This window comes from Microbacterium sp. M3 (assembly GCF_033548675.1).
Lineage (GTDB): Bacteria > Actinomycetota > Actinomycetes > Actinomycetales > Microbacteriaceae > Microbacterium > Microbacterium arthrosphaerae.
The window spans coordinates 791,339-816,192 of sequence record NZ_JAWTZT010000001.1 but is presented as its reverse complement, the minus strand read 5'-3'; the positions used below and the strand labels follow the sequence as shown (position 1 = coordinate 816,192).

Annotated in this window: 28 protein-coding genes; 12 read left to right on the top strand and 16 right to left on the bottom strand. The window is 72.8% G+C overall.

Annotated elements, in window-relative coordinates; genetic code table 11:
- Positions 1-171: 171 nt before the first annotated feature.
- From R8Z57_RS03750 to R8Z57_RS03735, 4 genes are read left to right on the top strand one after another with little or no spacing between them, the layout of a single operon-like run.
- Positions 172-1,011: a Cof-type HAD-IIB family hydrolase gene (locus R8Z57_RS03750; protein WP_318352402.1), complete on the top strand. Its 840-nt coding sequence runs from the start codon at positions 172-174 to the stop codon at positions 1,009-1,011.
- Positions 1,012-1,020: 9 nt separating this feature from the next.
- A complete protein-coding gene (locus tag R8Z57_RS03745) occupies positions 1,021-1,173 on the top strand; it encodes a hypothetical protein (protein ID WP_318352401.1) in 153 nt (50 codons plus the stop codon).
- A 20-nt stretch (positions 1,174-1,193) separates the two neighbouring features.
- On the top strand, positions 1,194-1,601 hold the full coding sequence (locus tag R8Z57_RS03740) for an HNH endonuclease (RefSeq protein ID WP_318352400.1): 408 nt from the start codon (positions 1,194-1,196) through the stop codon (positions 1,599-1,601).
- The gene (locus tag R8Z57_RS03735; RefSeq protein ID WP_318352399.1) at positions 1,598-2,077 is read left to right on the top strand and encodes a GNAT family N-acetyltransferase; all 480 of its coding nucleotides are present in this window, start codon (positions 1,598-1,600) and stop codon (positions 2,075-2,077) included. The genes R8Z57_RS03740 and R8Z57_RS03735 overlap by 4 nt, the downstream gene beginning before the upstream one ends.
- 67 nt (positions 2,078-2,144) lie before the next feature.
- On the opposite strand, the gene R8Z57_RS03730 is transcribed toward R8Z57_RS03735, so the two are convergent.
- Positions 2,145-2,900: an SDR family NAD(P)-dependent oxidoreductase gene (locus R8Z57_RS03730; RefSeq protein ID WP_318352398.1), complete on the bottom strand. Its 756-nt coding sequence runs from the start codon at positions 2,898-2,900 to the stop codon at positions 2,145-2,147.
- A gap of 108 nt (positions 2,901-3,008) precedes the next feature.
- Between R8Z57_RS03730 and R8Z57_RS03725 the strand changes: the two genes are divergently transcribed.
- Entirely contained in the window at positions 3,009-3,590 is a 582-nt protein-coding gene (locus R8Z57_RS03725) for a TetR/AcrR family transcriptional regulator (protein WP_318352397.1), read from the top strand.
- A gap of 4 nt (positions 3,591-3,594) precedes the next feature.
- On the opposite strand, the gene R8Z57_RS03720 is transcribed toward R8Z57_RS03725, so the two are convergent.
- Together R8Z57_RS03720 and R8Z57_RS03715 are read right to left on the bottom strand one after the other, a co-directional pair.
- Positions 3,595-4,431, bottom strand: a complete 837-nt coding sequence (locus R8Z57_RS03720) for a hypothetical protein (protein ID WP_318352396.1) — start codon at positions 4,429-4,431, stop codon at positions 3,595-3,597.
- Positions 4,432-4,492: 61 nt separating this feature from the next.
- On the bottom strand, positions 4,493-5,179 hold the full coding sequence (locus tag R8Z57_RS03715) for a TetR/AcrR family transcriptional regulator (protein ID WP_318352395.1): 687 nt from the start codon (positions 5,177-5,179) through the stop codon (positions 4,493-4,495).
- A gap of 115 nt (positions 5,180-5,294) precedes the next feature.
- Between R8Z57_RS03715 and R8Z57_RS03710 the strand changes: the two genes are divergently transcribed.
- Positions 5,295-6,758 (top strand): MFS transporter, encoded by a 1,464-nt coding sequence (locus R8Z57_RS03710; protein WP_318352394.1) that lies wholly within the window; start codon positions 5,295-5,297, stop codon positions 6,756-6,758.
- Positions 6,759-6,774: 16 nt separating this feature from the next.
- Here R8Z57_RS03710 and R8Z57_RS03705 read toward each other — a convergent pair whose 3' ends face one another.
- Both R8Z57_RS03705 and R8Z57_RS03700 read right to left on the bottom strand, forming a co-directional pair.
- Positions 6,775-8,502, bottom strand: coding sequence for an amidase (locus tag R8Z57_RS03705; protein ID WP_318352393.1), 1,728 nt, complete (start codon positions 8,500-8,502; stop codon positions 6,775-6,777).
- Between the two features lie 121 nt (positions 8,503-8,623).
- Positions 8,624-9,658, bottom strand: a complete 1,035-nt coding sequence (locus tag R8Z57_RS03700; RefSeq protein WP_318352392.1) for an agmatine deiminase family protein — start codon at positions 9,656-9,658, stop codon at positions 8,624-8,626.
- Positions 9,659-9,755: 97 nt separating this feature from the next.
- Here R8Z57_RS03700 and R8Z57_RS03695 point away from each other — a divergent pair, with 97 nt between their 5' ends.
- The 3 genes from R8Z57_RS03695 (at position 9,756) to R8Z57_RS03685 (ending at position 11,574) form a co-directional block, all read left to right on the top strand.
- A complete protein-coding gene (locus tag R8Z57_RS03695; RefSeq protein ID WP_318352391.1) occupies positions 9,756-10,385 on the top strand; it encodes a TetR/AcrR family transcriptional regulator in 630 nt (209 codons plus the stop codon).
- Between the two features lie 126 nt (positions 10,386-10,511).
- The gene (locus R8Z57_RS03690; RefSeq protein WP_318352390.1) at positions 10,512-10,691 is read left to right on the top strand and encodes a hypothetical protein; all 180 of its coding nucleotides are present in this window, start codon (positions 10,512-10,514) and stop codon (positions 10,689-10,691) included.
- 49 nt (positions 10,692-10,740) lie between these two features.
- The gene (locus R8Z57_RS03685) at positions 10,741-11,574 is read left to right on the top strand and encodes an aldo/keto reductase (RefSeq protein ID WP_318352389.1); all 834 of its coding nucleotides are present in this window, start codon (positions 10,741-10,743) and stop codon (positions 11,572-11,574) included.
- Positions 11,575-12,040: 466 nt separating this feature from the next.
- On the opposite strand, the gene R8Z57_RS03680 is transcribed toward R8Z57_RS03685, so the two are convergent.
- Both R8Z57_RS03680 and R8Z57_RS03675 read right to left on the bottom strand, forming a co-directional pair.
- Positions 12,041-12,787 carry a 3-beta hydroxysteroid dehydrogenase gene (locus R8Z57_RS03680; protein WP_318352388.1) on the bottom strand — a complete coding sequence of 249 codons (747 nt, stop codon included), beginning with the start codon at positions 12,785-12,787 and terminating at the stop codon, positions 12,041-12,043.
- Positions 12,788-12,843: 56 nt separating this feature from the next.
- Positions 12,844-13,587, bottom strand: coding sequence for an SDR family oxidoreductase (locus tag R8Z57_RS03675; protein WP_318352387.1), 744 nt, complete (start codon positions 13,585-13,587; stop codon positions 12,844-12,846).
- Between the two features lie 127 nt (positions 13,588-13,714).
- On the opposite strand from R8Z57_RS03675, the gene sigJ reads away from it, so the two are divergent.
- Both sigJ and R8Z57_RS03665 read left to right on the top strand, forming a co-directional pair.
- Entirely contained in the window at positions 13,715-14,596 is an 882-nt protein-coding gene (sigJ, locus tag R8Z57_RS03670; protein WP_318352386.1) for an RNA polymerase sigma factor SigJ, read from the top strand.
- A 43-nt stretch (positions 14,597-14,639) separates the two neighbouring features.
- Positions 14,640-16,769 (top strand): S9 family peptidase, encoded by a 2,130-nt coding sequence (locus R8Z57_RS03665; RefSeq protein ID WP_318352385.1) that lies wholly within the window; start codon positions 14,640-14,642, stop codon positions 16,767-16,769.
- Between the two features lie 108 nt (positions 16,770-16,877).
- Here R8Z57_RS03665 and R8Z57_RS03660 read toward each other — a convergent pair whose 3' ends face one another.
- From R8Z57_RS03660 to R8Z57_RS03630, 7 genes are all read right to left on the bottom strand, one after another.
- Positions 16,878-17,663 carry a siderophore-interacting protein gene (locus tag R8Z57_RS03660; protein ID WP_318352384.1) on the bottom strand — a complete coding sequence of 262 codons (786 nt, stop codon included), beginning with the start codon at positions 17,661-17,663 and terminating at the stop codon, positions 16,878-16,880.
- 35 nt (positions 17,664-17,698) lie between these two features.
- Positions 17,699-18,451 carry an ABC transporter ATP-binding protein gene (locus R8Z57_RS03655; protein WP_318352383.1) on the bottom strand — a complete coding sequence of 251 codons (753 nt, stop codon included), beginning with the start codon at positions 18,449-18,451 and terminating at the stop codon, positions 17,699-17,701.
- A complete protein-coding gene (locus R8Z57_RS03650; protein ID WP_318352382.1) occupies positions 18,451-19,443 on the bottom strand; it encodes an iron chelate uptake ABC transporter family permease subunit in 993 nt (330 codons plus the stop codon). The genes R8Z57_RS03655 and R8Z57_RS03650 overlap by 1 nt, the downstream gene beginning before the upstream one ends.
- Positions 19,440-20,402: an iron chelate uptake ABC transporter family permease subunit gene (locus tag R8Z57_RS03645; protein WP_318352721.1), complete on the bottom strand. Its 963-nt coding sequence runs from the start codon at positions 20,400-20,402 to the stop codon at positions 19,440-19,442. Before R8Z57_RS03645 ends, R8Z57_RS03650 begins: the two co-directional genes overlap by 4 nt.
- Before the next feature lie 74 nt (positions 20,403-20,476).
- On the bottom strand, positions 20,477-21,520 hold the full coding sequence (locus R8Z57_RS03640) for a siderophore ABC transporter substrate-binding protein (protein ID WP_318352381.1): 1,044 nt from the start codon (positions 21,518-21,520) through the stop codon (positions 20,477-20,479).
- 182 nt (positions 21,521-21,702) lie between these two features.
- Positions 21,703-21,888, bottom strand: coding sequence for a DUF1918 domain-containing protein (locus tag R8Z57_RS03635; RefSeq protein ID WP_318352380.1), 186 nt, complete (start codon positions 21,886-21,888; stop codon positions 21,703-21,705).
- Positions 21,889-21,954: 66 nt separating this feature from the next.
- Entirely contained in the window at positions 21,955-22,179 is a 225-nt protein-coding gene (locus R8Z57_RS03630) for a hypothetical protein (protein WP_318352379.1), read from the bottom strand.
- A 99-nt stretch (positions 22,180-22,278) separates the two neighbouring features.
- Between R8Z57_RS03630 and R8Z57_RS03625 the strand changes: the two genes are divergently transcribed.
- A complete protein-coding gene (locus tag R8Z57_RS03625) occupies positions 22,279-23,196 on the top strand; it encodes an aldo/keto reductase (protein ID WP_318352378.1) in 918 nt (305 codons plus the stop codon).
- 5 nt (positions 23,197-23,201) lie between these two features.
- Here the strand turns inward: R8Z57_RS03625 and R8Z57_RS03620 are convergent, their stop codons facing one another.
- Positions 23,202-23,618, bottom strand: coding sequence for a VOC family protein (locus R8Z57_RS03620; RefSeq protein ID WP_318352377.1), 417 nt, complete (start codon positions 23,616-23,618; stop codon positions 23,202-23,204).
- 210 nt (positions 23,619-23,828) lie between these two features.
- On the bottom strand, positions 23,829-24,839 hold the full coding sequence (locus R8Z57_RS03615; RefSeq protein WP_318352376.1) for a DNA-3-methyladenine glycosylase 2 family protein: 1,011 nt from the start codon (positions 24,837-24,839) through the stop codon (positions 23,829-23,831).
- Between the last annotated feature and the right edge of the window lie 15 nt (positions 24,840-24,854).

Below are 24,854 nucleotides of genomic sequence, written 5' to 3'. Positions count from 1 at the left end.
ACGGTACCCGCGCCGCCGGACGCGGTGGTTTCGTATTGCTCACCGAGTCCGTCGGGTGATTGTGAGCCGGCGCGGCGGCCGTGGCCGAGGTCCGGCGCGCGGCGGCGGACGGTCCGGTGCCGGGTCGGCGGGGGCCGGACTCGCGGCGACCGACCATAGGCTGGAAAGGCCATGCCCTTCCCCTCACCCGATCTGAAGCTCATCGCCGTCGACATGGACGGCACCCTGCTCGACGGCGACGGCCGTGTGCCCGACGCGCTCTGGCCGCTCCTCGACCGCCTGCACGGGCGCGGCATCCGGTTCGCGCCGGCGAGCGGCCGCCAGCTCGCGACGCTGCAGCGCACCTTCGCCGGCCACCTCGACGACGCCGTCTTCATCGCCGAGAACGGCGCGTACGTCGTCGAGGGCGAGACCGAGATCAGCTCGGACGCGATGGATGCCGCGTTCACAGGCTCGCTCATCGCGCGCGTGCGGGCGCTCGGTGCGGCCGGCAGCGACCTCGGCGTCGTCGTGTGCGGCAAGCGGTCGGCCTATATCGAGCGGGCGGATCCCGCATTCCTCCCGGAGGCGGAGAAGTACTACGCCCGCCTCGAGATCGTGCCCGACCTGCTCCAGGTGGACGATCAGATCCTGAAGGTCGCGATCTTCGACTTCGCCGAGGCCGCCACCACCGCGCCGGCGCTCGACGACCTCCGCGCCACCCATCAGGTCGTCGTGTCGGGGCACCATTGGATCGACGTCATGAACGCCGGCGTGAACAAGGGCGTCGCGCTCCGCCGCCTGCAGGCCGCGACGGGAATCACGCCCGCGCAGACGGCGGTCTTCGGCGACTACCTGAACGACCTCGAGATGATGGATGCCGCGGACCTGTCCTTCGCGATGGCGAACGCGCATCCCGAGGTCATGGCCCGCGCCCGTTACGCCGCGCCGTCGAACACCGAGCAGGGCGTCATCACGACGATCCACAGGCTGCTGGATGGAGTGCCCGAGGTCGCGGCATCCGCCCCCTAGGGTGAACCCATGTTCATGGCGTCCACCGGGTACATCGTCGTCATCCTCGTCTACGCGCTGCTCGCCGCGATCGCGTTCGGCATCGTCTACGGCGCCGTGCGTCTGGCGGTGACCCACGCGCTGAAGTCGCACACCCGGTGGGTCGACCGCGGCAAGCCCTGAGCTCGCTCTAGGCTCCGGGTATGCCCGTGAGCCAGAGCCGCCGCGCGCGTGCGTCGCGCCGCCGCGCGCGCCGCGTCGCGGCCGCCGACAACGACCTCACGCTCGACGAGTGGGAGGCACTCCTCGAGGCGTGGGGCGCGTGCGCGTACTGCGGGGCGGCCGCGGGGCCGTTCCAGAAGGACTGCGTCCTGCCGATCTCGCGGGGCGGCCGCTACACGTTCGAGAACGTCGTGCCCGCCTGCCGTTCGTGCAACGCCAGCAAGTGCAACGACGAGGTCACGGGGTGGCTGCGCCGCAAACGGCTCGACGAGCGGGCCTTCCTGCTGCGGCACGTCGAGGTGCTCGCGGCCTGGCGTGCGTCGTCGGCTCCCGTCGCCCGGGTGAGCGAGCAGCCTGCCGCCGCACCGGGGGGAGAGGTGCCGCAGTGACCGTCGAGATCCGCCCGTACGAGGCACGCGACTGGGACGACATCTGCCGCATCCACGACGCCGCCCGCGTCGACGAGCTGCGAGGGGCGGGGCTGCTCGAGGCCTACCTCGACCTCGCCGCGACGTACGAGAACGAGGGGCTCTTCGACGACGAGGTCTGGGTCGCCGAGCACGACGGCCGGGTGGCCGGCTTCATCGCGGGCTCGGTGTCGGACGAGGGCGGCGAGATCACCTGGATCTACGTCGACCCGGGGCTCTACCGGCGGGGGATCGGCCGCGCGCTCGTCGCCCACTTCGTCTCGCTCTCGGGCGGTCCCGTCGAGCTCGAGGTGCTCGACGGCAATGCCGCGCGCGACTTCTACGAGGCTCTCGGGTTCGTGCTCGAAGGCACGACCACCGGCAAGCTGGCGGGCAACGAGGCCTTCACCGCGACCGGTCACACCCTCGTGTGGCGGCCGGCTGCGGCATCCGCCTGATCCTTCCCGGCGCACAGGAAGCGGCCCGCGCGTTCGGGTCGCGCGGGCCGCTGGTTCGAGACCTCGACTACTGGGCGGCGTAGCCGCCGTCGACGAGGTGGTAGCTGCCGCTGACGAAGGTCGCGGCATCCGATGCCAGGAAGGCGACGAGGTTCGCGACGTCCTGCGGGTCGCCGAGGCGGCCGAGCGCGTGCTTGGCAGCCAGCGTGGTCTGCGCGTCGGTGTCGAGGTTGGCGTCGACGAGCGGCGTGTGGATGAAGCCGGGGCCGACCGCGTTGACGCGCACGCCCTGCGCGCCGTACTCGAGGGCGGCGTTCTTCGTCATGCCGACGACCCCGTGCTTGGCGGTGACGTACGCCGACGACATCGGGATGCCGACCGAGCCCAGCACTGACGAGATGTTGACGATCGAGCCGCCGCCGTTCTTCGCGATGGCCGGCGCCTGCGCGCGCGTGCCGTAGAAGACGGCGTTGAGGTTGATCTCGATGACCTTCTGCCACGAGTCGATCGGGTACTCGCCGATGGGCGCGGCCGCACCGCCGATGCCGGCGTTGTTGACCGCGATCCGCAAGGGGGCGAGGGCCTCGGCGGCCTCGACTGCCGCCTCGCCGACCGCGGGGTCGGAGACGTCGCCGACGAACGCTGCGGCGGTGCCCCCCGCGCCGGTGATCTCCTGGACGACCGCGTCCGCGGCCTCCTGCCGCACGTCCGCGACGAGAACGGCCGCGCCGTTCGCGGCGAGGGTGAGGGCGACCGCCCGGCCGATGCCGGACCCGGCGCCCGTGACGATGGCGGAGCGGTCCGCGACATCGTACGTAGCCATGATTACCTCCGTTGGTGGCGTCATCGCGTGGCGCCGATCACTTCTCCGACATCTGTCGGCTATACATGAGTTAACCTACACCTGTCGGAAAGATTCCCGGAGGGTGCGATGGATCCGCGCAAGCAGCGCAGCCGCGACCGCCTGTACGCCGCAGCGCTCGGACTCGCCGCCGAACGGCCGGTCTCGTCGCTCACCGTGACGCAGATCGCCGAAGCCGCCGGCGTCCACCGCTCGACGTTCTACGAGCACGCGGAGTCGCCCGAGGTGCTCGTGCAGGCGGCGCTCACCGCCGAGCTCGACGCGCTGCGCGCCGAGCTCATGAAGGACCGGTCGGATGCCGCGACCGCCGTCACCACGGTGACCGAAGGCGTGCTGCGCCACATCCTGCGGCACGTCGACCTCTACCGGCGCGAGCTCGCCGACGGCGGGGGCGGGCTGCACGCGATGCTCAGCCGCCACTTCCGGGGGACGACGGCGGCGCTGCTCGAGCGCGGCCGGGTCGAGATCCGGGTCGACGCCGACGGGACGGCGCCGGGGGAGATCGCCGACGCCGCCGCCCGGTTCCTGGCGGACGGCACGGTCGGTGTCATCGACGGGTGGCTGCGGCATCCTGATCCTCGCGTGGAGGACTTCCTGCGGCTGTACCTCGCGCTGCTGCCGACGTGGTGGCCACACCGGCCGCCCGGCTGAGCGCCTACTCGCCTTCCGGCCGCGCGAGCCGGGCGATGCCGTCGATGACGGCGCGGTGGGTCGCGGACGAGCCCAGAACGCGGAAGTGCCCCGCCGTCGGAACGCGCACATTGGTGGCGCCGTCGAGGGCGCTCCCCTCGGGGATGTGCGGGTCGAACGGCCCGAACACCGACACGATGCGGCCGTTCACGGAGGTCTCGCGGCCGAGCATGACGATCGTGGCGTTGCGCGGGCGGAAGGCGCGGATGCTCGGCACGATGAAGAGCCCCGCCAGTCGCGAGCCGCCGAACGGCGTCGCGACGGCCACCAGCCCGAGCAGGCCCAGCGGGCGCTCGCCGGTGGCGGACGCGGTGCTCGCCGCCGCCGCGGGGTCGTCGCCGTCGACAGCCGCAGCGGCGGCGCGCGCGGCCGCGCCGGTCGTCACGAGCGCATGCTTGCCGATGAGTCCACCCTTGCTGTGGGCGACGAGCACGCGGCCGGCCGCCGGTGCCGGGCGGCTCTCGAGCAGCTGGGCGAGGCGGTCGGCGGTCTCGGGGATGCTGTGCCGGTTGACGCCCAGCCCGTGCACCACCCGCACCCGGTGTCCCGCGGCGGCCAGGGCGTCGCCGAGCGGCCGCAGGAACGTCCAGTGCTCGTACACGCCCGGAATGAGGTACACCTCGGGCAGATCGCCGTCGTGGTGCCACGCCCGAGGGGTCGGGCGTGGCCGGCCGATCGCCCACGGGAAGGAGAGCACCGCGAGCTGCCGGCGCGCCGCGTAGACGTAGTCCGCGGCCCACCACAGGCCGCGCCGCAGCAAGGACGCGCGCGGCGGTGCGACGGGCGCGGGGGCGTCGGGCATGCGCCAAAGTCTAGGAGGCGCCGGGGTCGGCGCGGGCGCTCTCGCTCCGGCGCGGTGTGCCTCAGGCGGGCGGGGTCTCGGCGGACGGGTTCCCGATCGGGGCGCCGGGCGGGGTCGGCGTTCCCCGCACGCCGGTGATGGCCGACTCGACCACCGCGGCCGCGAGGGCGTCGATCACCGGCGCGGGCTGCCACCTGACCGGGCCGTGCACGGCGATGTCGGCGAACCCGTGCACCGCCGACCAGCAGGCCCACTCGGCGAAGGGGCGGCGATCGGCGGACAGGGCTCCGGCATCCACCATCGCGTCGAGGGTCTCCATCAGCAGCCGGAAGGGCGCCACGATCTCGTCGTCGAGCGTGACGATCGCGTCGTTGGCGTGCGTGTCCTGCGTGAAGAACGCCGTCTCGAAGAGCCCGGGCTCGCCGCGGGCGAAGTCGATGTAAGCCAGGCCCACACGCCGCAGGCGCTCGATCGCCGCGTCAGCGGGCCCGAGGTCGTCGGGGGTGGCCTCGACGCGTTGCATGATGGCGGTCGCGAGGGCGAGCTGGGCTTCGCCCGCGACGGCGCGCACCAGCTCGTCACGGTCGGCGAAGTGCCGGTAGGCGGCGTTGGGAGAGACGCCGGCGGCGCGCGTCGCCTCGCGCAGGGTCACCGCCGAGGGGCCTCCGGCGCGGGCGAGCTGCAGCCCTTCGCTGACGAGCGCGCGACGCAGATCGCCGTGGTGATACGTGCGCGCGGGTGAGCTCATTGCGCCGTCCTGCTCAGGTGTGTACGTTGTGAACATCGAATGTGAACAGTGTCCACATTCACTCTAGGCCCTCGCCTGCCTTTCCTCGACCGCGAACACGCCGGAGAACCATCGCATGAGTCAGCCGACCCCCGCGGCAGGCGCCCGGGCCGACGATCCTCGCCAGCACACCCCCGACGCGCGGACCGTGCGCGCCTTCCACCAGGTGCTCGTCAACACCGCCGTCGCGAACGTGACCACCAGCTACCTCTGGTTCGCGCTGACGTTCTGGGTCTACCTCGAGACGCAGTCGGTGCTCGCGACCGCCATCATCGGCGGCTCGTACATGCTGCTCGTCGCCGTCTTCGGCGTGGTGTTCGGCGTCATCGTCGACCGCATGAAGAAGAAGGCCGTGATGCTCCTGTCGAGCATCGTGACGCTGTCGGCGTACGTCCTCGCGGGGGCGATGTTCCTCGCGTTCCCCGAGAGCAGCCTGCTCGACTGGACCGGGCCGTGGTTCTGGGTGTTCTCCGGTGTCATCCTCCTCGGCGGCGTCGTCGAGAACCTGCGCAACATCGCGCTGTCGACGACGGTCACGCTGCTCGTGCCCTCCGACCAGCGCGACCGTGCCAACGGCCTCGTCGGTGCGGTCCAGGGCATCGCCTTCATGGTGACGAGCGTGTTCTCGGGCCTGTCGATCGGCCTGCTCGGCATGGGGTGGACGGTCGCCATCGCCATGGCCGCCACCGGCGTCGCTCTCATCCACCTGCTGTTCGTGCCGATCCCCGAGCGCGGCGTCGCGCACGTCGACGGCGAGGCGCCGAAGGGCTTCGGGTTCCGCGGCGTGATCCCGGCCGTGATGGCGGTACCCGGACTTCTGGCTCTCATCCTCTTCTCCACGTTCAACAACCTGGTGGGCGGCGTCTTCATGGCGCTCATGGACCCGTACGGCCTGACGCTCTTCTCGGTCGAGATGTGGGGCATCGTCCTCGGCATCACGAGCTTCGGCTTCATCATCGGCGGCGGGCTGGTGGCGAAGTTCGGGCTGGGCAAGAACCCGGTGCGCACGATGCTGCTGGTCAACATCGGCATCGCCGTCCTCGGCATGACCTTCGCCATCCGCGAGTGGTGGTGGCTCTACGCGCTCGGCATCCTCATCTTCATGGCGCTCATGCCCATCGCCGAGGCCTCCGAGCAGACGATCGTGCAGCGTGTGGTGCCCTTCGAGAAGCAGGGGCGCGTGTTCGGCTTCGCCGCCAGCGTCGAGTCGGCTGCCGCGCCCGTGTCGGCGTTCATCATCGGGCCGCTCGCGCAGTTCTGGCTCATCCCGTTCATGGAGTCCGCGCAGGGCCAGAACTCGCTCGGCTGGCTGCTCGGCGACGGCGACGCCCGCGGCATCGCGCTGGCCTTCGTCGGCGCCAGCCTCGTGCTGCTGCTCGTCGTGCTGCTCGCCTTCGTCTCGAAGCCCTACCGCGAGCTCTCCGACGCCTACGCCGCCGCCGCGCCGCCCGCGGACCCGGATGCCGCGACCGAGCCGCCCGCGCACGCTGCGGAGACGGATGCCGCGACCGGCGCCGATGCGGCGACCACGACGCGATAGCCCCGGCGCGGGGGTGTCAGAGCTCGGGGGTGCGGGGCGGCGGGGTGCGGCGCGGGTGCAGCGCCTCGAAGGCGGCGGCCCAGCGCAGCAGGTCGGCGTCGGCGTAGGCGCGACCCGCGATGGTCAGGCCGACGGGCATGCCGATGTCGGACATCGTGCCCATGGGCACCGTCACGGTCGGGATGCCGAGGTGGCGGATCGCGAGGTTGCCGTTGGCGACCCAGACGCCGTTGCGCCAGCCGAGATCCGCGGATGCCTCGACCACGTCCATGTCGGCGGGCCCGACGTCGGCGACGGCCGGGAAGACCACGGCGTCGAGCGCGAGCGAGGTCATCCAGTCCTCGAGGTCGACGCGGCGAGTCTCCTCCAGGCCGCGGACGCCGTCCTCGAGCTCGGGGATGTCGGTGAAGGCGGCATACGGGTGCTCGCGCACCTGCGCGGGATACGTCGCGATGTCATCGTCGAAGCCGGTATACCGGTCGGGGAGTGCGCCGTCCGGGTGCGGGAAGATCGCCGCACCGTCGACCGCATCGAGCCGGTCGAGCGCCGGGTCGCCGTTGGCGCGCAGGAAGTCGTCCCACGCCCACGCCGACAGGTCGACGATCTCGCGGTGCAGGAATCCCTCGGTCACGAGCCCGCGGGTCTTGATGGTCGGCGCGCCGGGCCTGTCGCCCTCGTAGTTCGTCACGACGGGGAAGTCGACCTCGACCACCTCGGCCCCGGCAGCTTCGAGGTCGCGGCGGGCGGCTTCCCACAGCGCGATCACCGAGGCGCGGGTGTCGATGCGCGAGCCCGTCGGCCCGCCGATGCCGCCGTCGGGGTTCGTGCCCGCCTCGGGGTCGGCGTTGATGTACATGCGCGGCACGCCGAACCGCCGCCCGGCGAGGGACGCCCGGGCGTCGTCGGCGCCGGCCGGCGCGAGCGCCGGGTACGACGCGGGGCGGGTGGCTGAGGCATCCGGAATCTCGATCCACGGCTGCGCACGCCAGAAGTCGCCGCGGGTCTCGGGGTCGTCGGCGACCATGACGTCGAGGATCTCGAGCAGGTCGGCCATCGTGCGGGTGTGGGGCACGACCACGTCCATCGTGGGCACGAGCGGCCAGTTGCCGCGCACCGAGATCACCCCGCGCGACGGCGTGTACGCGCACAGCGCGTTGTTCGACGCCGGCGCGCGGCCGCTCGACCACGTCTCTTCGCCCAGGCCGAACGCCGCGAACGACGCCGCCGTCGCGGTGCCCGAGCCGTTCGACGAGCCCGACCCGAACGCCGACGTCAGGAAGTCCGCGTTGTACGGGCTCTCGGCGCGGCCGTACACGCCGCGCTGCATGCCGCCGTTGGCCATCGGCGGCATGTTGGTGAGCCCGACGAGCACGGCACCGGCCGAGCGCAGCCGCTCGATCGAGAACGCGTCGCGCTGGGCGACGAGGTCGGCGAACGCGGGGGAGCCGGCGGCGACCGTCAGCCCGCGGGCCATGAACGAGTCCTTCGCCGTGTACGGGATGCCGTCGAGCGGCCCGAGCGTGCGCCCTTCGGCGCGACGGACATCGGATGCCGCAGCCTCGGCCCGCGCATCGGGATTGCGCACGACCACCGCGGTGAGGGCGGTGTCGGTGCCGGGGGCGTCGTACGCGTCGATGCGGGCGAGGTACGCGTCCAGGAGCTCGACGGCGGTGACCGCGCCGGACTCGAGCGCGGCGCGCAGCTCGGCGATCGTCTTCTCCACGACGGGGTAGCGGGGGGTCATCGGTCTCCTCCGTGCGCAGCGCGGTCCGTCTCACCTCGCTCGCTCGACGACCCAGGGCCGGTCGTTGAGCGAGCGAGGTACGAGCGAGACGAAACGCCACAAGCGACCGCAGACCGCCGGCTCACGACGACACCTTCGGCTGCTGCTGCGTGATGCAGTGGATGCCGCCGCCGCCGGCGAAGATCTGCCGCGCGTCGACGGTCACGGCGCGGCGGCCCGGGTAGGCGGCCTCGAGGATCTCGCGCGCTCGCGCGTCGGCCCGCTCCTCGCCGAAGCCGCACGCGATGACGCCGCCGTTCACCACGAGGTGGTTGACGTAGCTGTAGTCGACGAAGCCCTCGTGGTCGCGGAGGGTCTCGGGCGCCGGGAGGTCGATGATCTCGAACGCGCGGCCCGCGGCATCCGTCTGCTCCGCGAGGAATGCGCGCAGCGCGCGCGACACCTCGAAGTCGGGGTGCCCGGGATCCTGCTGCGCGTGCAGCAGCAGCCGGCCCGGGGCAGGGATCGTGGCCACGATGTCGACGTGCCCGTTGGTGCCGAACTCGTCGTAGTCGCGCGTCAGCCCGCGGGGGAGCCAGACCACCTTCGTTGCGCCGATGGTGCGGTGGAGCTCCGCCTCGACGCGGGCCTTGTCGGCGAAGCGGTTGCGGCGCGCGTCGAGCTGCACGGTCTCGGTCACGAGGACCGTTCCCTCGCCGTCGACGTGGATGCCGCCGCCCTCGTTCACCAGGAGCGAGCTCACGACGTCGGCGCCCACGAGCCCGGCGGTGAAGCGGGCGTGCTCGGCGGCCTTCCCCCACGAGGCCCACTCCGGAGCGCCCCAGCCGTTGAAGATCCAGTCCACCGCTCCGAGCGCTCCCGGGCGCTCGTCGTCGACGACGAACGTGGGTCCGTGGTCGCGGAACCAGAACTCGTCAACCGGCGTCTCGACCAGCTCGACCGCCGAGTCGACGAGGCGGCGCGCGCGGTCGGTCTGCGACGGATCGACGAGCATCGTCACGGGCTCGAACGCCGCCACGGCGTTGGCCACGTCGGCCCAGGCCGCGTAGAAGCGCTCCTGCTCGGCGGGGTCGTCTCCGAGGGTCGGGCCCTCGTTCGGGAACGCCATCCACGTGCGCTCGTGCGGGTCGCCCTCGTGCGGCATCCTCCAGGCCATCGTCGCCCTCTCGCTCGGTGCGGACCGCGGCTGATCCGTCGGTCGCGGAGTAATTGATCTAGCGATCAATAGGCAAGCTATAGTGTCTGGTGAGCCCATGTCAACCACGCCCGCACGCTCCCGCACACGCAAGGCGCCCGCCGAGCGGGCGGCCGAGATCGTCGCGGCCGCGACCGCCATCGCGCGCGAAGGCGGACTGAGCGCGCTGACGCTCCGCGCGGTGGCCGAGCGCGTCGGCGTCGCGTCGGGCCTCGTCGCCCACTACCAGCCGTCGATGGACGATCTCGTCGCCCGCGTCTACGCCGACCTGGTGGAGGAGGAGGTGCGCGACGTCGAGGCGGTGCTGGCCGATGTCGCCGACCCGGCGGCCCGGCTCGGCGCCCTCATCGACACCCTGATGGACGGCGAGCGCGAGGAGCTCACCGTGGTGTGGGTCGAGGGGTGGGCGATGGCTCGCCGCAGCGAACCGCTCGCCGGCGCCGTGCGCGCGCAGATGGAGCGGTGGCAGACCCTCGTCGAGCGCATCGTCGCCGACGGATGCCGCAGTGGGGCGTTCGCGACGACCGAGCCTGGGGAGGTGGCGTGGGAGCTCATCGGCATGATCGACGGGCTCAATGCGCAGTCGCTCGCCCTCGGCACCGACACCTCGCGGTTCGCGCTGCGCACCGCCCGTGCCGCCGAGGCGCTCGTGGGCGCCCGGCCCGGCTCGATCCCCGTGCGGTCGTGACCGACGGCGATCACGGCGCTGCGGCGGGTGCGCGGGCTGGGCTAACGCCGTCGGGCACCTGACGCAACCCCCCTCCGCCGCTCGGCTCGCCCACGTACGGTCGGGGAAAGCGAGAAGGAGAACGACATGACGAACCTGACCCCCGACGACCGGCGCGACGATGAGGACGCCCTCCTCGACGATGTCCTCGTCGGCGACGACGACCGTCCGCTCGACCCCGACGCGGACGACGACCAGGTGAACAGCGCCGACGCCGACCAGCGCGCGGCGACCGAGGGCGAGATCGACGTCGACGAGCTCCCGTGACCGGCGGCCGCGGCGTGCGGACGGCCGCGCCGAGGGCGAGGATGGAAGCATGAGCGCCATCCCCACCGTGACCCTCAACGACGGCACCTGGTTCCCCGAGCTCGGGCTCGGCACCTACAACCTGCGCGGCGAGGAGGGGATCGCGGCGATGACCGCCGCGATCGACTCCGGCTACCGGCTCCTCGACACCGCGGTCAACTACGAGAACGAGCGCGAGGTCGGCGAGGCGGTGCGGCGCAGCGGCGCGGGGCGGGACGCGCTGCGCGTGACCTCGAAGATCCCGGGGCGCCACCACGGCCGCACCGAGGCCGTCGACAGCATCAAGGGCTCGCTCGATGCGCTCGGCCTCGACCGCATCGACCTGCAGCTGATCCACTGGCCGAACCCCAGCGTCGGCAAGTACGTCGACACCTGGCGCGGCATGATCGACGCACGTGAGCAGGGCCTCGTGCGGTCCATCGGCGTGTCGAACTTCACCGAGGCCATGATCACCGAGCTGATCGAGGAGACCGGCGTCGTGCCGGTGGTGAACCAGGTCGAGCTGCACCCCTACTTCCCGCAGGGGGCGCTGCGCTCCTTTCACGCGATGCACGGCATCCGCACCGAGAGCTGGAGCCCCCTCGCTCGCCGCAGCGAGCTCCTCACCGAGCAGCTCCTCACCGAGCTGGCGACCGTGTACGAGGTCACCCCGACGCAGATCGTGCTGCGGTGGCACACGCAGCTGGGCAGCACGCCGATCCCGAAGTCCGCCGACCCCGACCGTCAGCGCGAGAACGCCGACGTCTTCGGCTTCCGCCTCACCGACGAGCAGGTCGACGCCATCAGCGCCCTCGAGCGCGGGCGCCTGTGGGACGGCGATCCGCTCACCCACGAGGAGATGTGATCGACGGATGCCGCAGCCCCGCGCACTGCGCCGGGCTGCGGCATCCATGTCCCGCCAGGGCATCCGCGTTCCCGTCAGCGGGATCCGCGTTCCCTCGAGTCGCCAAGACACGCCGGAGCACCCGGTTTGTGTCCGGCGTGTCTTGGCGACTCGAGGGGACGGCGAGGGGACGGCGAGGGGACGACGAGGGGACGGCGAGGGGACGGCGAGGGGACGACGAGGGGACGGCGAGGGGACGGCGAGGGGACGACGAGGGGACGGCGAGGGGACGGCGAGGGGACGACGAGGGGACGGCGAGGGGACGGCGAGGGGACGACGAGGGGACGGCGAGGGGACGGCGAGGGGACGACGAGGGGACGGCGAGGGGACGGCGAGGGGACGACGAGGGGACGGCGAGGGGACGGCGAGGGGACGACGAGGGGACGGCGAGGGGACGGCGAGGGGACGGCGAGGGGACGGGCTCGGGTCAGGCGTCGGGCAGGGCGTCGAGCCACTCGGCGAAGGTCTGCGTCCCTCGCAGCGCGCCGCGCCCCGGCAGCAGCGCTCCGGAGCGGAAGGCGCGCCCCAGCGCGCCCGGCGAGTTCACCATCGGCACCGGCGCGCGATAGCCGATCGCGTGGGCGTAGCGGCGCACCATGTCGGCGAGGCTCTCCTCGCGCGGTCCGCCGAGATCCGGGGCGCGACCCGCCGGCCCGGCCTCGGCGAGGGCGACGAGCTGCTCGGCCGCCTCGCGCGCCGCGACGGGCTGGACCCTGCCGCGCGGCGCGACGTGCGCGCCGGGCGGGGCGCGATGAAACGTCATCGCGGCGTACTCGTGGAACTGCGTGGTCCGCAGGATCGTCCATGGCACGTCGCCCGCGGCGACCAGGCGCTCCTGCACGAGCTTGCCGGCGTAGTACCCGTCGGGCGCGGCCTCGGCCCCGACGATCGAGAGCACGACGTGGTGCGCGACACGCGCGGCCCGGCCCGCGGTGAGCAGGCTCTTGGTCGCCCCCGCGAAGAACGACACCGAGACATCGGGCTTCGAGGTCGTCACGTTCGTGACGTCGATCACCGCGTCGATGCCGTCCAGGCGACCGGCGATCCCCGCGCCGCTCAGCAGCTCGACGCCGGTGCGCCGCGAGAGCACGACGATGTCGTGACCGCGCTCGCCCGCGACGGCGGCGACGTGCACGCCGGTCATGCCGGTGCCGCCGGCGATGGCGATTCTCACGGGTCCTCCGGGTCGGGTTCCCTCCATCGTCCCCGACCCGGATCGCTCGCGGTAGGTCAGGCCTGGTGGGCGAGCCAGTCCGCGAACGTCTGCTCGCCGAGCACGGCACCCGCGCCCGGGAGAGCGAAGCCCGCGCGCATGCCCTTCATCTGGGCGCCCGGAAGGCTCACCGACGGGATCCACCCGCGGTGGCCCGTGCTGCGCGCGTAGGCCTTCACCATGTCGTCGAGCCGCTCCTCGCGCGGGCCGCCGAGGTCGGCGGCGCGGCCACGGGGTTCGCCGGCGGCGAGGCTCGCGAGGTGCGCCCCGACCTCCCGCGCCGCGACGGGCTGCACCCGCGCGCGCGGCGCGACGTGCAGCGGCCCGAGCTTCGCCTGCGCGAACAGCTGCCCGGCGAACTCGTGGAACTGCGTGGCGCGGAGGATCGTCCACGGCACGGCGCCTGATTCGACCACCCGCTCCTGTGCCACCTTGCCGGCGTAGTAGTCGTGGGGCATGCGGTCGACGCCCACGATCGACAGCAGCACGAGGTGCCGCACGCCCGCACGCCCTGCGGCGGCGAGCAGATTCCCCGTGGCGGTCTCGAAGAATCGCGTCGCCGCGTCCGCCGACAGCGTCGAGACGTTCGACGTGTCGACGACGGCGTCGGCGCCCGCGAGCGCGTCGTCGAGCCCCGTGCCGGTGGTCAGATCGACCCCCGTGCGCCGGCTCAGCACGACCGCGTCATGCCCTTTCGCCCGCACCGCCTCGACGACGTGATGTCCGACCACTCCGGTGCCTCCGGCGACCGCGATCCTCATGACCTGCTCCTCTCGTCCCGCCCGGTGCGGGATGCCCTCACCTCACCGACGACGCGGCACGCCAGAATGTGAGCCGGCAGAGTCTCATCCGCGGCCGTGCGTCGCCGGATGTCGCGAAGGGAGCAGGATGCCGTCGATCGACGAGGCGGAGAGCGAGCGCGGGGCGCTGCTGGGCCTCTGCTACCGCATGCTCGGGACGGTCGCCGACGCCGAGGACGCGGTGCAGGAGACCTTCGTCCGGTGGCTGCGCCTGTCGGATGCCGAGCGCGCGGCGATCCGCAACCCCGCGGCATGGCTCACCCGGGTCGCCGGGCGGATCTGCCTCGACATGCTCGGGTCGGCGCGCGCCCGGCGTGAGCGTTACGTCGGCGAATGGCTGCCCGAGCCGGTGCCGGGCGACTCGCCGCTCGCAGCGGCCGCCCCGGTCGATCCGGCCGAGCGCGTCACGCTCGACGACTCGGTGTCGATGGCGCTCCTGGTGATGCTGGAGTCGCTGAGCCCCGCCGAGCGCGTGGCGTTCGTGCTGCACGACGTGTTCGGCGTGCCCTTCGCCGAGATCGCTGAGACGGTCGGACGCACACCCGATGCGGTGCGCCAGCTCGCCTCCCAGGCGCGCCGCCACGTGCGGGAGCAGCGCGCGGGCGCCGCGACGCGGCAGGAGCACGACGCCGTGGCGCGCGCGTTCGCGGCGGCGACGACGACGGGCGACCTCGATGCCCTGGTCTCGGTGCTCGATCCTGCCGTGGTCCTCCGCTCCGACGGCGGGCGGCGCGTGTCGGCGGCACGGCGGCCCGTCCACGGCGCCGATCGCGTCGCGCGCTTCCTGCTGGGGCTTCCCCGCCTCGAGCCCGAGGCGGTGATCGCGCCCATCGAGACCCCGGATGGGATGGGCTTCCTCGCGACGCGCGACGGTGAGGCCATCGCGCTGCTGACGCTGCGGGTGGTCGCCGGGCGGATCGCCGACGTGTACGTCATGCGCAACCCCGACAAGCTCACCCAGTGGGGCTGACCGGCCGACCCGGCGTCGGGAGGCGTTCGGTTAGCGTGGAGCCATGGCGACCCCCTTCGACTCCCTGGACGACTTCATCGCGCTGCCCCGGGCGGAGGCCATCGCCCTCTCGCCGGACGGGAAGACCGCCGTGCTCACCGTCGCCGCCCTCAAGAAGGACGGCACGGGCTACGAGCGGGCGCTGTGGGCGATCCCCGCGACCGGTGGGGGCACGCCGCGGCGGCTGACGCGGTCGGCCAAGGGCGAGGCCGGCGCCGCCTTCACGGCGAGCGGCGACATCCTCTTCGTCTCCGCCCGCCCCGATTCCGAGGGCGACGCCGACGACGAGTCCGGCCAGCTGTGGCTGCTCCCGGCAAAGGGCGGCGAGGCCCGCCCCGTCACGCGGCTCGCCGGCGGCGTCGACGGCATCGCCGCGACCGCTGACGCGGCGGACCGCCTCGTGGTCACGGCATCCCTCCTCCCCGGCGCCGACACTCTCGAGAGCGAGGCCGCGCTGCGGGCCCGGCGCAAAGAGAAGAAGGTGTCGGCGATCCTGCACGAGACCTACCCCGTGCGCTTCTGGGACCACGATCTCGGCCCGGCCGAGCCGCACCTGATGGCGATCGACGTCGACGCGCTCGAAGACACGATCGCCGCGGTGGTCGCCGAAGCAGCCGCCGCCGACGAGGTGCGAGCGGATGCCGCAGCCTCCGCCTCTGCCGAGGCTCCGGCATCCGCTGCCGACGAGAAGCCGTACCCCGCGACACTGCCGCGCCCGCGCGACCTCACGCCCCGGCCCGGGCGGTCGGCCGACCACGCCGAGGCGGCCCTCACGCCCGACGGGTCGCGGCTCGTCGCCTCGCTGGAGCACCGCGAGCAGCGGGCCGGCCGCCGCGTGATCGTCGCGATCGACACGGCCTCGGGGGAGCGGGCCACGCTCTTCGACGAGGTGGGCGTCGACTACGAGATGCCGGCCGTGAGCCATGACGGCACCCGGATCGCCTACCTCCGCACCGTCAAGAGCACCCCCGAGGCGCCGACCGACTACGAGGTGTGGGTGGCCGGCATCGACGGCAGCGGGGCCCGCCGGATCGCCGCGGAGTGGGATCGCTGGGCCTCGTCCCTCGCGTTCGACGCCGGCGACGAGGCGCTCATCGCGACCGCTGACGAGAACGGCCGCGGGCCGGTGTTCCGCCTCCCGCTGGACGGCGGCGCGCCGCAGCGCCTCACCGACGACGATTTCGCGTACGCGAACGTCGTCGTCGACCGTGGCACCGGCGACCTCGTGGCCCTGCGGTCGTCGTGGGTCGTGCCGCCGCATCCGGTGCGCATCGCGCGCGACGGCGACGTCACCCCGCTCGCGACCCCGGCGGCGGCACCGTCCGCGCCGGGTTCGATCACCGAGGTGGAGACCACGGCGGAGGACGGCGCACGGGTGCGCGGCTGGCTGCTGCTGCCGGAGGGCGCGACGGCGAATGCCCCGGCCCCGCTGCTGCTGTGGATCCACGGTGGTCCGCTCAACAGCTGGAACGCCTGGAGCTGGCGGTGGGCGCCGCTGCTCGCCGTCGCGCGCGGCTACGCCGTGCTGCTGCCCGACCCGGGGCTCTCGACCGGGTACGGCCTGGAGTTCATCGCGCGCGGGTGGAACAGCTGGGGCGGCAAGCCCTACACCGATCTGCTGGCGATCACCGACGCCGCCGAGGCGCGCGATGACATCGACGAGACCCGCACCGCCGCGATGGGCGGGTCGTTCGGCGGCTACATGGCCAACTGGATCGCCGGGCACACCGACCGCTTCCGCGCGATCGTGACGCACGCGAGCCTGTGGGCGCTCGACCAGTTCTCGGGCACCACCGACAGTTCCGAGTACTGGCAGCGCATCTTCACCCCCGAGGCCATGCTCGAGCACTCGCCGCACCGGTTCGTCGGCGAGATCCGCACGCCCCTGCTCGTGGTGCACGGCGACAAGGACTACCGGGTTCCGGTGGGCGAGGGGCTGCGGCTGTGGTCGGAACTCGCCGAGCACCACGCCGATGCCGAGGGGCGCATGCCGCACCGGTTCCTGTACTTCCCCGACGAGAACCACTGGATCCTGAAGCCTCAGCACGCGGTCATCTGGTACCAGACGGTGTTCGCGTTCCTCGGCGAGCACGTGCGCGGCGAGGAGTTCTCGCGCCCCGAGCTGCTCGGGTAGCCGGCGGCGCGCACAGAATCGGAGGTTTCCGGCGACACGCCGCGAGACGGATGCCGCATCCGGCGTGTCGGGAGGATCTTCCGATTCTGTGCTCGGTGTCTGGGGGGGTCAGTGCGGGGCGTGGTACTCGGTCTCGCCGCGCTTCCAGTAGCCCTTCACCACGATCTGCGCGGCGTCGAGCCCCCAGCGATCGAGCAGCAGCGCGCGGCCGGGCTTGACGATCGACTGCTCGGCGGCGACGAACCCGAACACCGACCCCGACGGGCGGTCGTCCGCGCCGAGCCGGTCCAGCCGGGCGGCGAGGGCCGCGCCGGCCGCATCGGCGCCGCGGTGCACCTGCTCGACCACGACGCCCGCCGGCGCGTCGATCGCGAGCTCGTGCGCGGCATCCGTCACCTCCACCAGGATCCGCCCGACGGCGTCGGCGTCCATCGACTGCGCGAAGCGGCGCATCGCCGGCACCGCCGTCTCGTCGCCGGCGAGCAGCCACCCGTCGGGGCGACCGGTCAGCACCTTCGAACCGCGGGGCCCGCCGACGCCGGCGATCGCGCCGAGGGGCGCCGTCGCCGCCCACGCCGCCGCGACGCCCGCCGTGCCGATGGCGGGATCGCCGTGGACCGCGAACTCGAGTTCGAGCCAGTCGTCGCCCCACGCCAGCGGCGTGTACTCGCGGCTCGGGGCGGCGCGGAGCTCTTCGACGGACTGAGGATCGCCGTCGGGGAAGAAGATGCGGATGTGGTCGTCGGCGCCGAGCGACGTGAAGCCGGCCAGCTCCGGGCCCTGCAGGCGGACGCGCACGTACGCGCGAGTCAGCCACTCCCGCGCGGTCAGCGTGACACGGCGGAAGCGCAGCTCCAGGCCGGTGGGCTCGAGGGTGAAGGTCGATGCGGTCATGGGTTCTTCCACTTTCTGATCATGGCGGGGCGAGGTCAGCCCCACAGCACGATGGGGCGGCCGTCGATCTCGGCGACGCGCGCGGGGGTCTCGTAGAGCGCGCCGAGACGCTCCTCGGTGATGACGTCGGCGACCGGCCCGTGGTGCACCACCCGGCCGTCGCGCATGGCGACGATGTCGTCGGCGTACTGGGCCGCCACGTTGATGTCGTGCAGCACCACGACCACCGTCATCCCGCGTTCGTCGGCGAGGCGCCGCACGATCTTCATGAGCGCTACGCCGTGCCGCGGGTCGAGGTTGTTGAGCGGCTCGTCGAGCAGCAGGTGGTCGGTGTCCTGTGCGAGCGCCATCGCGACGAACGCGCGCTGGCGCTGACCACCCGACAGCTCGTCGAGGAAGCGGTCGCGCACCGCGTCGAGGTCGAGGAGGCCGATGGCCCGCTCGACGTGGACGCGGTCGTCGGCCGTGCGGCCCGACCCGCCGTGAGGGAAGCGGCCGTACGCGACCAGGTCGTCCACGCTCAGCCGGATCGCGAGGTGGTTGTCCTGCCGCAGGATGGCGAGGCGCCGTGCCAGCTCGCGCGACCTCGTGGTCGTCACGTCCAGCCCGTCGACCGTGATGACACCGCCGTCGGTGCCGATCAGCCGCCCGACGGCGGCGAGGAGCGTCGACTTGCCGGCGCCGTTCGGCCCGATGATGGCGGTCACGCCCGGTCGGATGTCGAGCGACACGTCGTCGACGGCGACCAGTGCGCCGTGGCGCTTGACCACCGAGTCGGTGCGGATCATCAGCGGGCCCTTCCGGTGAGAACGAGGACGATGAAGAACAGGCCGCCGACGAACTCGATCACGATCGGCAGCTCGGTGCCGAAGCCGAGCACGCGGGCGAGGATGAGCTGGCCGCCGACGAGGGCGATCACGCCGATCGCGATCGCCGCGGGGATGCTGCGCAGGTGCCGGTGGCCGACGGCGCCGTAGGCGAGGTTCGCGACGATCAGGCCGAAGAACGTGACCGGCCCCACGAGAGCGGTGGATGCCGCCACCATCGCCGCGATCACGACGACGACGTGCATCACGACGCGGCGGTGGTCGACCCCGAGCGAGATCGCGGTGCTCTCGCCGAGCGACAGCACGTCGAGCTCGCGCCGGACCGGCCACAGCGACGCGAGCGCCACCGCGACGAGGACGGCCGTGGGCACCAGCAGCTCGCGGTCGACCGAGGTGAAGCTCGCGAAAGTGAGGTCCTGCAGGATGGCGAACGTGTCGGGATCGAGCAGCCGCTGCAGGAACGCGGTCACCGAGCGGAACAGCACGCCCAGCACCAGGCCGGCGAGCACGATGACGTGCAGGTCGAACCGGCGGCGCACGAAGAGCCACCAGTACAGCAGCACGATCGATCCGGTCATCAGCACGAGCTCGACCGTCCACGACGCCAGCGGCGGGGCCGCCACCAGCAGGGCCGGGCCGATCGCGAAGGCGACGACGGTCTGGATCGCGAGGAACACCGCGTCGAAGCCCATGATGCCGGGCGTGAGGATCCGGTTGGCGGTGATCGTCTGGAAGAGCACCGTCGCCGCGCCGACCGCGGCTGCGGCGATGACCATGCCGGCGATCGTGCGCGAGCGCAGCCCGAGCGCGTACTCCCACTTGCCGGGCAGGTCGGTGAAGAGGAAGACGAGCACGATCGCCACGGCGACGGCCGTGAGGGCCAGGAGGGCGCCGGTCGGATGCCGGAGCGTGCGCGTGGCGCGCCGGGCTCCGTCGATGAAGGTCGCGGTCATCGCAGTGCCTCCCGCGGGGCGGGCGCGCGGCGCCGAGGCGCCGGGGCGTCGACCGGACGAGCCGTGCCGAGCAGCAGCCAGAGGAACACGACACCGCCCAGAACGCCCATGACGACGGAGATGGGCAGCTCGAAGGGGAACCGCACCACGCGGCCGATGATGTCGCACAGCAGCACGATGGCAGCGCCCAGCAGGGCGACCAGCGGCACGGCGCGGCGCATGTTGTCGCCGATGAGCCGGCTGACGATGTTCGGGGCGATCAGTCCGAGAAAGGGCAGCGCACCGGTGACCACCATCAGGATGCCGGTGACCAGGGCGATGATGGCCACGCCGAGGCCCATCACGGCACGGGTGTCGAGTCCGAGCCCGCGGGCGGCGTCGTCGCCCAGTCCCGCCACGGTGAAGCGGTCGGCGGCGACCCACGCCAGCAGCGCCGCCGCTGCGGCGAGGAAGAGGATCTCGTAGCGACCGCGGAGGATGCTCGAGAAGTCGCCGACGCCCCAGCTGAGGAGCTCCTGGAGCAGGTTGGTGCGGTACGCGATGAACATCGTCACGGCACCGATCACACCGCCGTAGAGGATGCCGACGATCGGCACGAGCACGCTCGAGCGCGACGGGATGCGGCGCGCGAGCGCCAGGAAGCCGAAGACCCCGACCAGTGCGCCGACGGCCGCGAAGAGCGCCTTGGCCCACAGCGGCAGTCCCGGGACGGACAGGAGCACGGCCAGCAGCGCCAGGCTCGCGGCATCCGTCGCTCCCGTGGTGCCCGGCTCGACGAACCGGTTGCGGACCAGCAGCTGCATGATGAGGCCCGTGATGGCGAACGCGGCGCCGGCGAGCACGAGCGCGACGGTGCGCGGAATGCGGCTGGCGAACAGGATGAAGCCGTCGAGCTCGGCGACGCCGATGAAGAGGGAGAGCGTCGCGAGGGCGGCCACGGCGGCCGCCCCCGCGACGATCCACTGCGTAGGGGAGAGGGAGATGCGGCTCAGGGCTCGGCGCTCCCTGCCCGGGGGTCCTGCGGCATGACGCGTCAGCCCGCGACGACGGCCTCGTGCACCGAGGTCAGCACGTTCTCGATCGCGGTCAGCCCGTTGATCACGATGTACAGCTCGCTCGCCGGGAGGTAGACGATGCGGTCCTCCTGCGCCGCGGTCGTCTGCGCGACGAGCTCGTTGTCGAGCGTCTCCTCGGCGCTCGAGCCCTCGCCGGTGGCCGCGCCGCGGTCGAAGGCGAAGATCCAGTCGGGGTTCGCGGTGAGCAGGAACTCGTTGGTCACGGTGTCGCCGTGGGACGAGCCCTCGGCGCCGGGGAGATCGGCGGCGACGACGGCGGGCGTCCAGCCGAGTTCGTCGTAGAAGTAGCCGAAGCGCGACCCCTCGCCGAAGGCGCCGTACTCGCCGCCCGAGACCGACAGCACGAGGGCGGTGCCTTCCGCCTCCGCCTCCAGGGTCGAGACCAGCTCGTCGATCCCGGCGGTGAGGTCGGCGACCTCGTCCTCCTTGCCGAAGATCTCGCCGAGCTGCGCCGCGCGCTCGAGACCGGCGGCGGGATCGAAGGTGCCGGCGTACGCGCCGGTGAGGTCGATCGTGGTCGCAATCTCGGAGAGCTCGTCGTACTGGCCGGTGCTGCGGGCGGCGACCACGATGAGCTCGGGCTCGAGCTCGGCGACGGCCTCGAAGTCGGGCTCGAAGAGCGTGCCGACCTTCGGCAGGTCGGCGTATTCCGACAGGTAGTCGGGCAGCACCACGTCGGGGATGCCGACCACGGCAGCGCCCGCGCCGATGGCGTCGAGGGTGTCGAGCGTGGCGATGTCGAAGGTCACGACCGAGGCGGGGTTCGCCGTCACCTCGACGGACTCGCGAGCCACGTCGGTGTCTTCCTGGTACGAGGACTCGCCGTCCTCCTCCACGAGCATGAGCGTCGGCTTGGCGTTCCCGACGACGACGGTCGAGTTCTCGGCGGTGTCGGCCGCGGCGGCGTCTCCCGATGCGGACGGCGACGCGCACGCGGTGAGGGCGAGAGCGGTGACGCTCAGAGCAGCGACGGGCAGAAGCAGGCGCGTTCTCTTGTGCATGTAGGTAAGGCTAGCCTAACAAGCGAGACGGCCGATTCTGATAGGGTCTGCGCGCGGGCGCGCCGAGACGCGCGCGGCCAGGCGCTGGACGGGCGGAAGCATGGCTCGGCGTCCGCCGCGCGAGGCCTCGCGGTCAGGGCGCGTGGCGGACCGGCCCGTCGAACCTCGCACGAGCCACGGGCTCAGGACGCGTGCCGGATCTCGCAGTCACCGCCGGGCGACAGGATCGCCTCGTGGCCGTCGTCGTACCGGACGACGAGCAGTGGGTTCTCCGTGCTGCCGCGGACCTCGATGACCTCGCCGGCGCGCTCGGTCGCCCCGACGACGCGTCCGTGGATGATCACGCGGTCTCCGACGCTCGCATTCATGCGGACCACCTCCTGGCGCTCACGATACGACGCGCGCTCGGGCAGGGGTAGGGGCGCCGCCGGCGGTCAGATCTGCGCGCCGTCGTCGTCGCGATTCTCGAGGCCCACGTTGCGGCCGCGCCACGACTCGTACGCCATGAGCCACCCGATCGACACGGCGGCCGCCAGCACGACGCCGAGCAGGACGTTTCCCCAGATCAGCCCGAAGACGATCCCCAGTGTGAACATCAGGGCGGTGCCGAACGCCCACCCCGAATGCCCGCGGGTCCAGCCTCTGCGCGTCGTGGTCATGGCCACAGCCTAGAGCCGCGCGGCCCTGGCGCGGGCGGCGCCCGGCGCCGCGGCGCTCGGTAGGTTGGAACGACGACCACCTCTCACGGAACGGACGCCATGACCCTCAACGTCAGCCCGCTCACCCTCGGCACCTCCGGTCTCGGCCGCGACACATCCCCCGGGTCGGCCGAGGAGGAGGCTGTGGTCGCCTTCGCGGAGCAGCTCGTCGCGAGCTCGCACGCCTTCGTCGACACGTCCAACAACTACGCGGCGGGCCGCTCGGAGGCCGTGCTCGGCCTCGCGATCGCCCGGACCGGAGCCGAGGCCGCGACGCGCGTCATCTCGAAGGTGGACTGCGACCCCGAGTCCGGAGCCTTCGACCGCGACCGGGTGCTCCGCTCGTTCGACGAGACCAGCGCGCGCCTGGGTGTCGAGCGCCTGCCGCTGCTGCACCTGCACGATCCGTACACGGTGACCTTCGACGAGGCGATCGGTCGCGGCGGTGCCGTCGAGGGCCTCATCGAGCTGCGCGAGTCGGGGCGCGTCGACGCGATCGGCGTGGCCGCCGGGCCGATTCCGCTCATGGCCCGGTACGTCGCCACCGGCGTCTTCGACGCGGTGCTCATCCACAACCGCTTCACCGTCGTCGACCGCTCCGCCGAACCGGTGTTCGCCGACGCGCGGGAGCGCGGCATGACCGTGTTCAACGCCGCCCCGTACGGCGCCGGCATCCTCGCGACCGGCGCACGAGAGGGCGCGATGTACGGGTACCGGCCGGCGACGCCCGAGCTCCAGGAGTGGGTGTCGCGCCTCGAGCGCGTGTGCGCCGCGCACGGCGTGGCGCTGCCGGCGGTGGCCCTGCACTTCTCGATGCGCTCGCCGCTCGTCGACTCGACCGTCGTCGGCATCTCGTCGGCCCGGCGCCTCGCCCAGCTGGACGAGCTCGCGGCGGCGCCGATCCCCGAGGACGTCTGGCACGAGCTCGAGGCGCTCGGACCCGCCCCGTCGACGATCGACGACAGCGCCTACGCCTAATCGGCTCAGGCCTGCGGGGCGTTGAGCGCCACCATCCAGTCGATGCCGAAGCGGTCGGTCAGCATGCCGAACCTGCCGCCCCAGGGCGGTGTGTCGAACGGCATGTTGATCGTTCCCCCGTCGGCGAGCTTGTCCCAGAAGCCCTGCAGCGATGCCTCGTCGTCGCCGCTCACCGACACCGAGATGCCGGCGGGCTTCTCGTACGGCATGCCGCTGGGCGTGTCGGCGCCCATCAGCACGAAGCCGTCGGGGCTGGTCAGCTGCGCGTGCATCACCAGGTCGTTCTCGGCCGGGTCCTGCACCATGCCCTCGAACTGGCCGAAGGTCGAGACGTCGAGGTCGCCGCCGAAGACGCTCTGGTAGAACGTCATCGCCTCGCGGGCCTGGTCGCGGAAGGAGAGATACGGGTTGAGGCTGGGCATGTCGAGCTCCTGAGGACGGAAGATGGATGCCGCGCCCGGCCGCGTGGCGCCTCCCAGTGTCGTCCTCGCCTCCGACATCGACAAGGGACCCGGGCCGGAACGCCGGGCCGGAACGCCGGGCCGGAACGCCGGGCCGGAACGCCGGGCCGGAACGCCGGGCCGGAACGCCGGGCCGGAACGCCGGGCCGGAACGCCGGTCCGGAACGCCGGTCAGCGCGCGCGGTGATCCTCCGGGTGGAGGCGCGGACCACGGCGCGGCTCGCGGACGCCGCTCGCACCGATGAGGCGGATCACCCGCTGCCGCTGCCCGGCCCACGGCGCCAGGAGCTGCAGCATCCCGTCGTCGTCCACGCGATGCCCGGTCAGCGCGTACCCCACCTCGTGGGCGAGGTGGTAGTCGCCGACGCTCACCGCGTCGGGGTCGCCCAGCGCGCGGATGCGGGTCTCGGCCGACGTCCACGGCCCGATTCCGGGCTGACTGATGAGCACGCGGTCGACCGCCTCGCCGTCTTCGGCGTCGAGCACGGCCCGCACGATCGCGTCGCCCCGCCGCGCGGCGCGGACCACCGTCTTCGACTGCGGGGGCTCGAGCCCGGCCCGGTGCCACACCCACGACGGGATGTGCTGCCAGCCGTCGACCGTGGGCGGCGCGAACATCGGCGACGGAGTCGGTCCCGGCGCGCGCTCGCCGCACCACGTGACGATGCGCCGCCAGGCGCCGAATGCCTGCACGCCGGTGACCTTCTGCTCGAAGATCGCCGAGGCGAGGGCGTCGAACACGAGCCCGGTGCGCGAGAGCCGGATGCCGGGGTGGCGATGGTGCGCGTCGGCGATGAGCGGATGCCGCGTCGCGTCGAAGGCGGACGGGTCGTCGTCCGCCCCGCACAGCGCGGGCAGCTGATCGAGCACCCATTCCCGGCCGGGACCCCACGCGGCTCCCCGGATCACCCCGGGATGCGTCTCGCGGAGCGCGAGCGTCGCGATGCCCGCGGGCGTGCGGCTCACGCGCCAGATGACGGCGCCCGAGACCGTCATCGTAGGGTCGCCGGCGCCGTGGCGCTGAGACAGCACCGTGCGGTTCAGATCGAGCGGATGCCGCGGGCGGTACTCCGTCTCGAGCGGCCGGTCGTGCTCGGGCCGGGGGTCGCGCATCGGCGCGGCGCGCGGACCGCGGCGCTCGGCATCCCGCGTGCGGGGGCTGCGCGAGAGCGACGTGGTCATGCCGCCCACCCTACG

Excerpts from the sequence above, each read along its gene's own strand:
- R8Z57_RS03615 (WP_318352376.1), bottom strand. The coding sequence starts at position 24,839 with ATGACCACGTCGCTCTCGCGCAGCCCCCGCACGCGGGATGCCGAGCGC.
- R8Z57_RS03665 (WP_318352385.1), top strand. The coding sequence starts at position 14,640 with ATGGCGACCCCCTTCGACTCCCTGGACGACTTCATCGCGCTGCCCCGG.
- R8Z57_RS03730 (WP_318352398.1), bottom strand. The coding sequence starts at position 2,900 with ATGGCTACGTACGATGTCGCGGACCGCTCCGCCATCGTCACGGGCGCC.
- R8Z57_RS03675 (WP_318352387.1), bottom strand. The coding sequence starts at position 13,587 with ATGAGGATCGCGGTCGCCGGAGGCACCGGAGTGGTCGGACATCACGTC.
- R8Z57_RS03715 (WP_318352395.1), bottom strand. The coding sequence starts at position 5,179 with ATGAGCTCACCCGCGCGCACGTATCACCACGGCGATCTGCGTCGCGCG.
- R8Z57_RS03740 (WP_318352400.1), top strand. The coding sequence starts at position 1,194 with ATGCCCGTGAGCCAGAGCCGCCGCGCGCGTGCGTCGCGCCGCCGCGCG.
- R8Z57_RS03710 (WP_318352394.1), top strand. The coding sequence starts at position 5,295 with ATGAGTCAGCCGACCCCCGCGGCAGGCGCCCGGGCCGACGATCCTCGC.
- R8Z57_RS03655 (WP_318352383.1), bottom strand. The coding sequence starts at position 18,451 with ATGATCCGCACCGACTCGGTGGTCAAGCGCCACGGCGCACTGGTCGCC.
- R8Z57_RS03660 (WP_318352384.1), bottom strand. The coding sequence starts at position 17,663 with ATGACCGCATCGACCTTCACCCTCGAGCCCACCGGCCTGGAGCTGCGC.
- sigJ (WP_318352386.1), top strand. The coding sequence starts at position 13,715 with ATGCCGTCGATCGACGAGGCGGAGAGCGAGCGCGGGGCGCTGCTGGGC.
- R8Z57_RS03635 (WP_318352380.1), bottom strand. The coding sequence starts at position 21,888 with ATGAATGCGAGCGTCGGAGACCGCGTGATCATCCACGGACGCGTCGTC.
- R8Z57_RS03685 (WP_318352389.1), top strand. The coding sequence starts at position 10,741 with ATGAGCGCCATCCCCACCGTGACCCTCAACGACGGCACCTGGTTCCCC.
- R8Z57_RS03630 (WP_318352379.1), bottom strand. The coding sequence starts at position 22,179 with ATGACCACGACGCGCAGAGGCTGGACCCGCGGGCATTCGGGGTGGGCG.
- R8Z57_RS03705 (WP_318352393.1), bottom strand. The coding sequence starts at position 8,502 with ATGACCCCCCGCTACCCCGTCGTGGAGAAGACGATCGCCGAGCTGCGC.
- R8Z57_RS03650 (WP_318352382.1), bottom strand. The coding sequence starts at position 19,443 with ATGACCGCGACCTTCATCGACGGAGCCCGGCGCGCCACGCGCACGCTC.
- R8Z57_RS03640 (WP_318352381.1), bottom strand. The coding sequence starts at position 21,520 with ATGCACAAGAGAACGCGCCTGCTTCTGCCCGTCGCTGCTCTGAGCGTC.
- R8Z57_RS03620 (WP_318352377.1), bottom strand. The coding sequence starts at position 23,618 with ATGCCCAGCCTCAACCCGTATCTCTCCTTCCGCGACCAGGCCCGCGAG.
- R8Z57_RS03700 (WP_318352392.1), bottom strand. The coding sequence starts at position 9,658 with ATGGCCTGGAGGATGCCGCACGAGGGCGACCCGCACGAGCGCACGTGG.
- R8Z57_RS03690 (WP_318352390.1), top strand. The coding sequence starts at position 10,512 with ATGACGAACCTGACCCCCGACGACCGGCGCGACGATGAGGACGCCCTC.
- R8Z57_RS03625 (WP_318352378.1), top strand. The coding sequence starts at position 22,279 with ATGACCCTCAACGTCAGCCCGCTCACCCTCGGCACCTCCGGTCTCGGC.
- R8Z57_RS03750 (WP_318352402.1), top strand. The coding sequence starts at position 172 with ATGCCCTTCCCCTCACCCGATCTGAAGCTCATCGCCGTCGACATGGAC.
- R8Z57_RS03725 (WP_318352397.1), top strand. The coding sequence starts at position 3,009 with ATGGATCCGCGCAAGCAGCGCAGCCGCGACCGCCTGTACGCCGCAGCG.
- R8Z57_RS03695 (WP_318352391.1), top strand. The coding sequence starts at position 9,756 with ATGTCAACCACGCCCGCACGCTCCCGCACACGCAAGGCGCCCGCCGAG.
- R8Z57_RS03745 (WP_318352401.1), top strand. The coding sequence starts at position 1,021 with ATGTTCATGGCGTCCACCGGGTACATCGTCGTCATCCTCGTCTACGCG.
- R8Z57_RS03720 (WP_318352396.1), bottom strand. The coding sequence starts at position 4,431 with ATGCCCGACGCCCCCGCGCCCGTCGCACCGCCGCGCGCGTCCTTGCTG.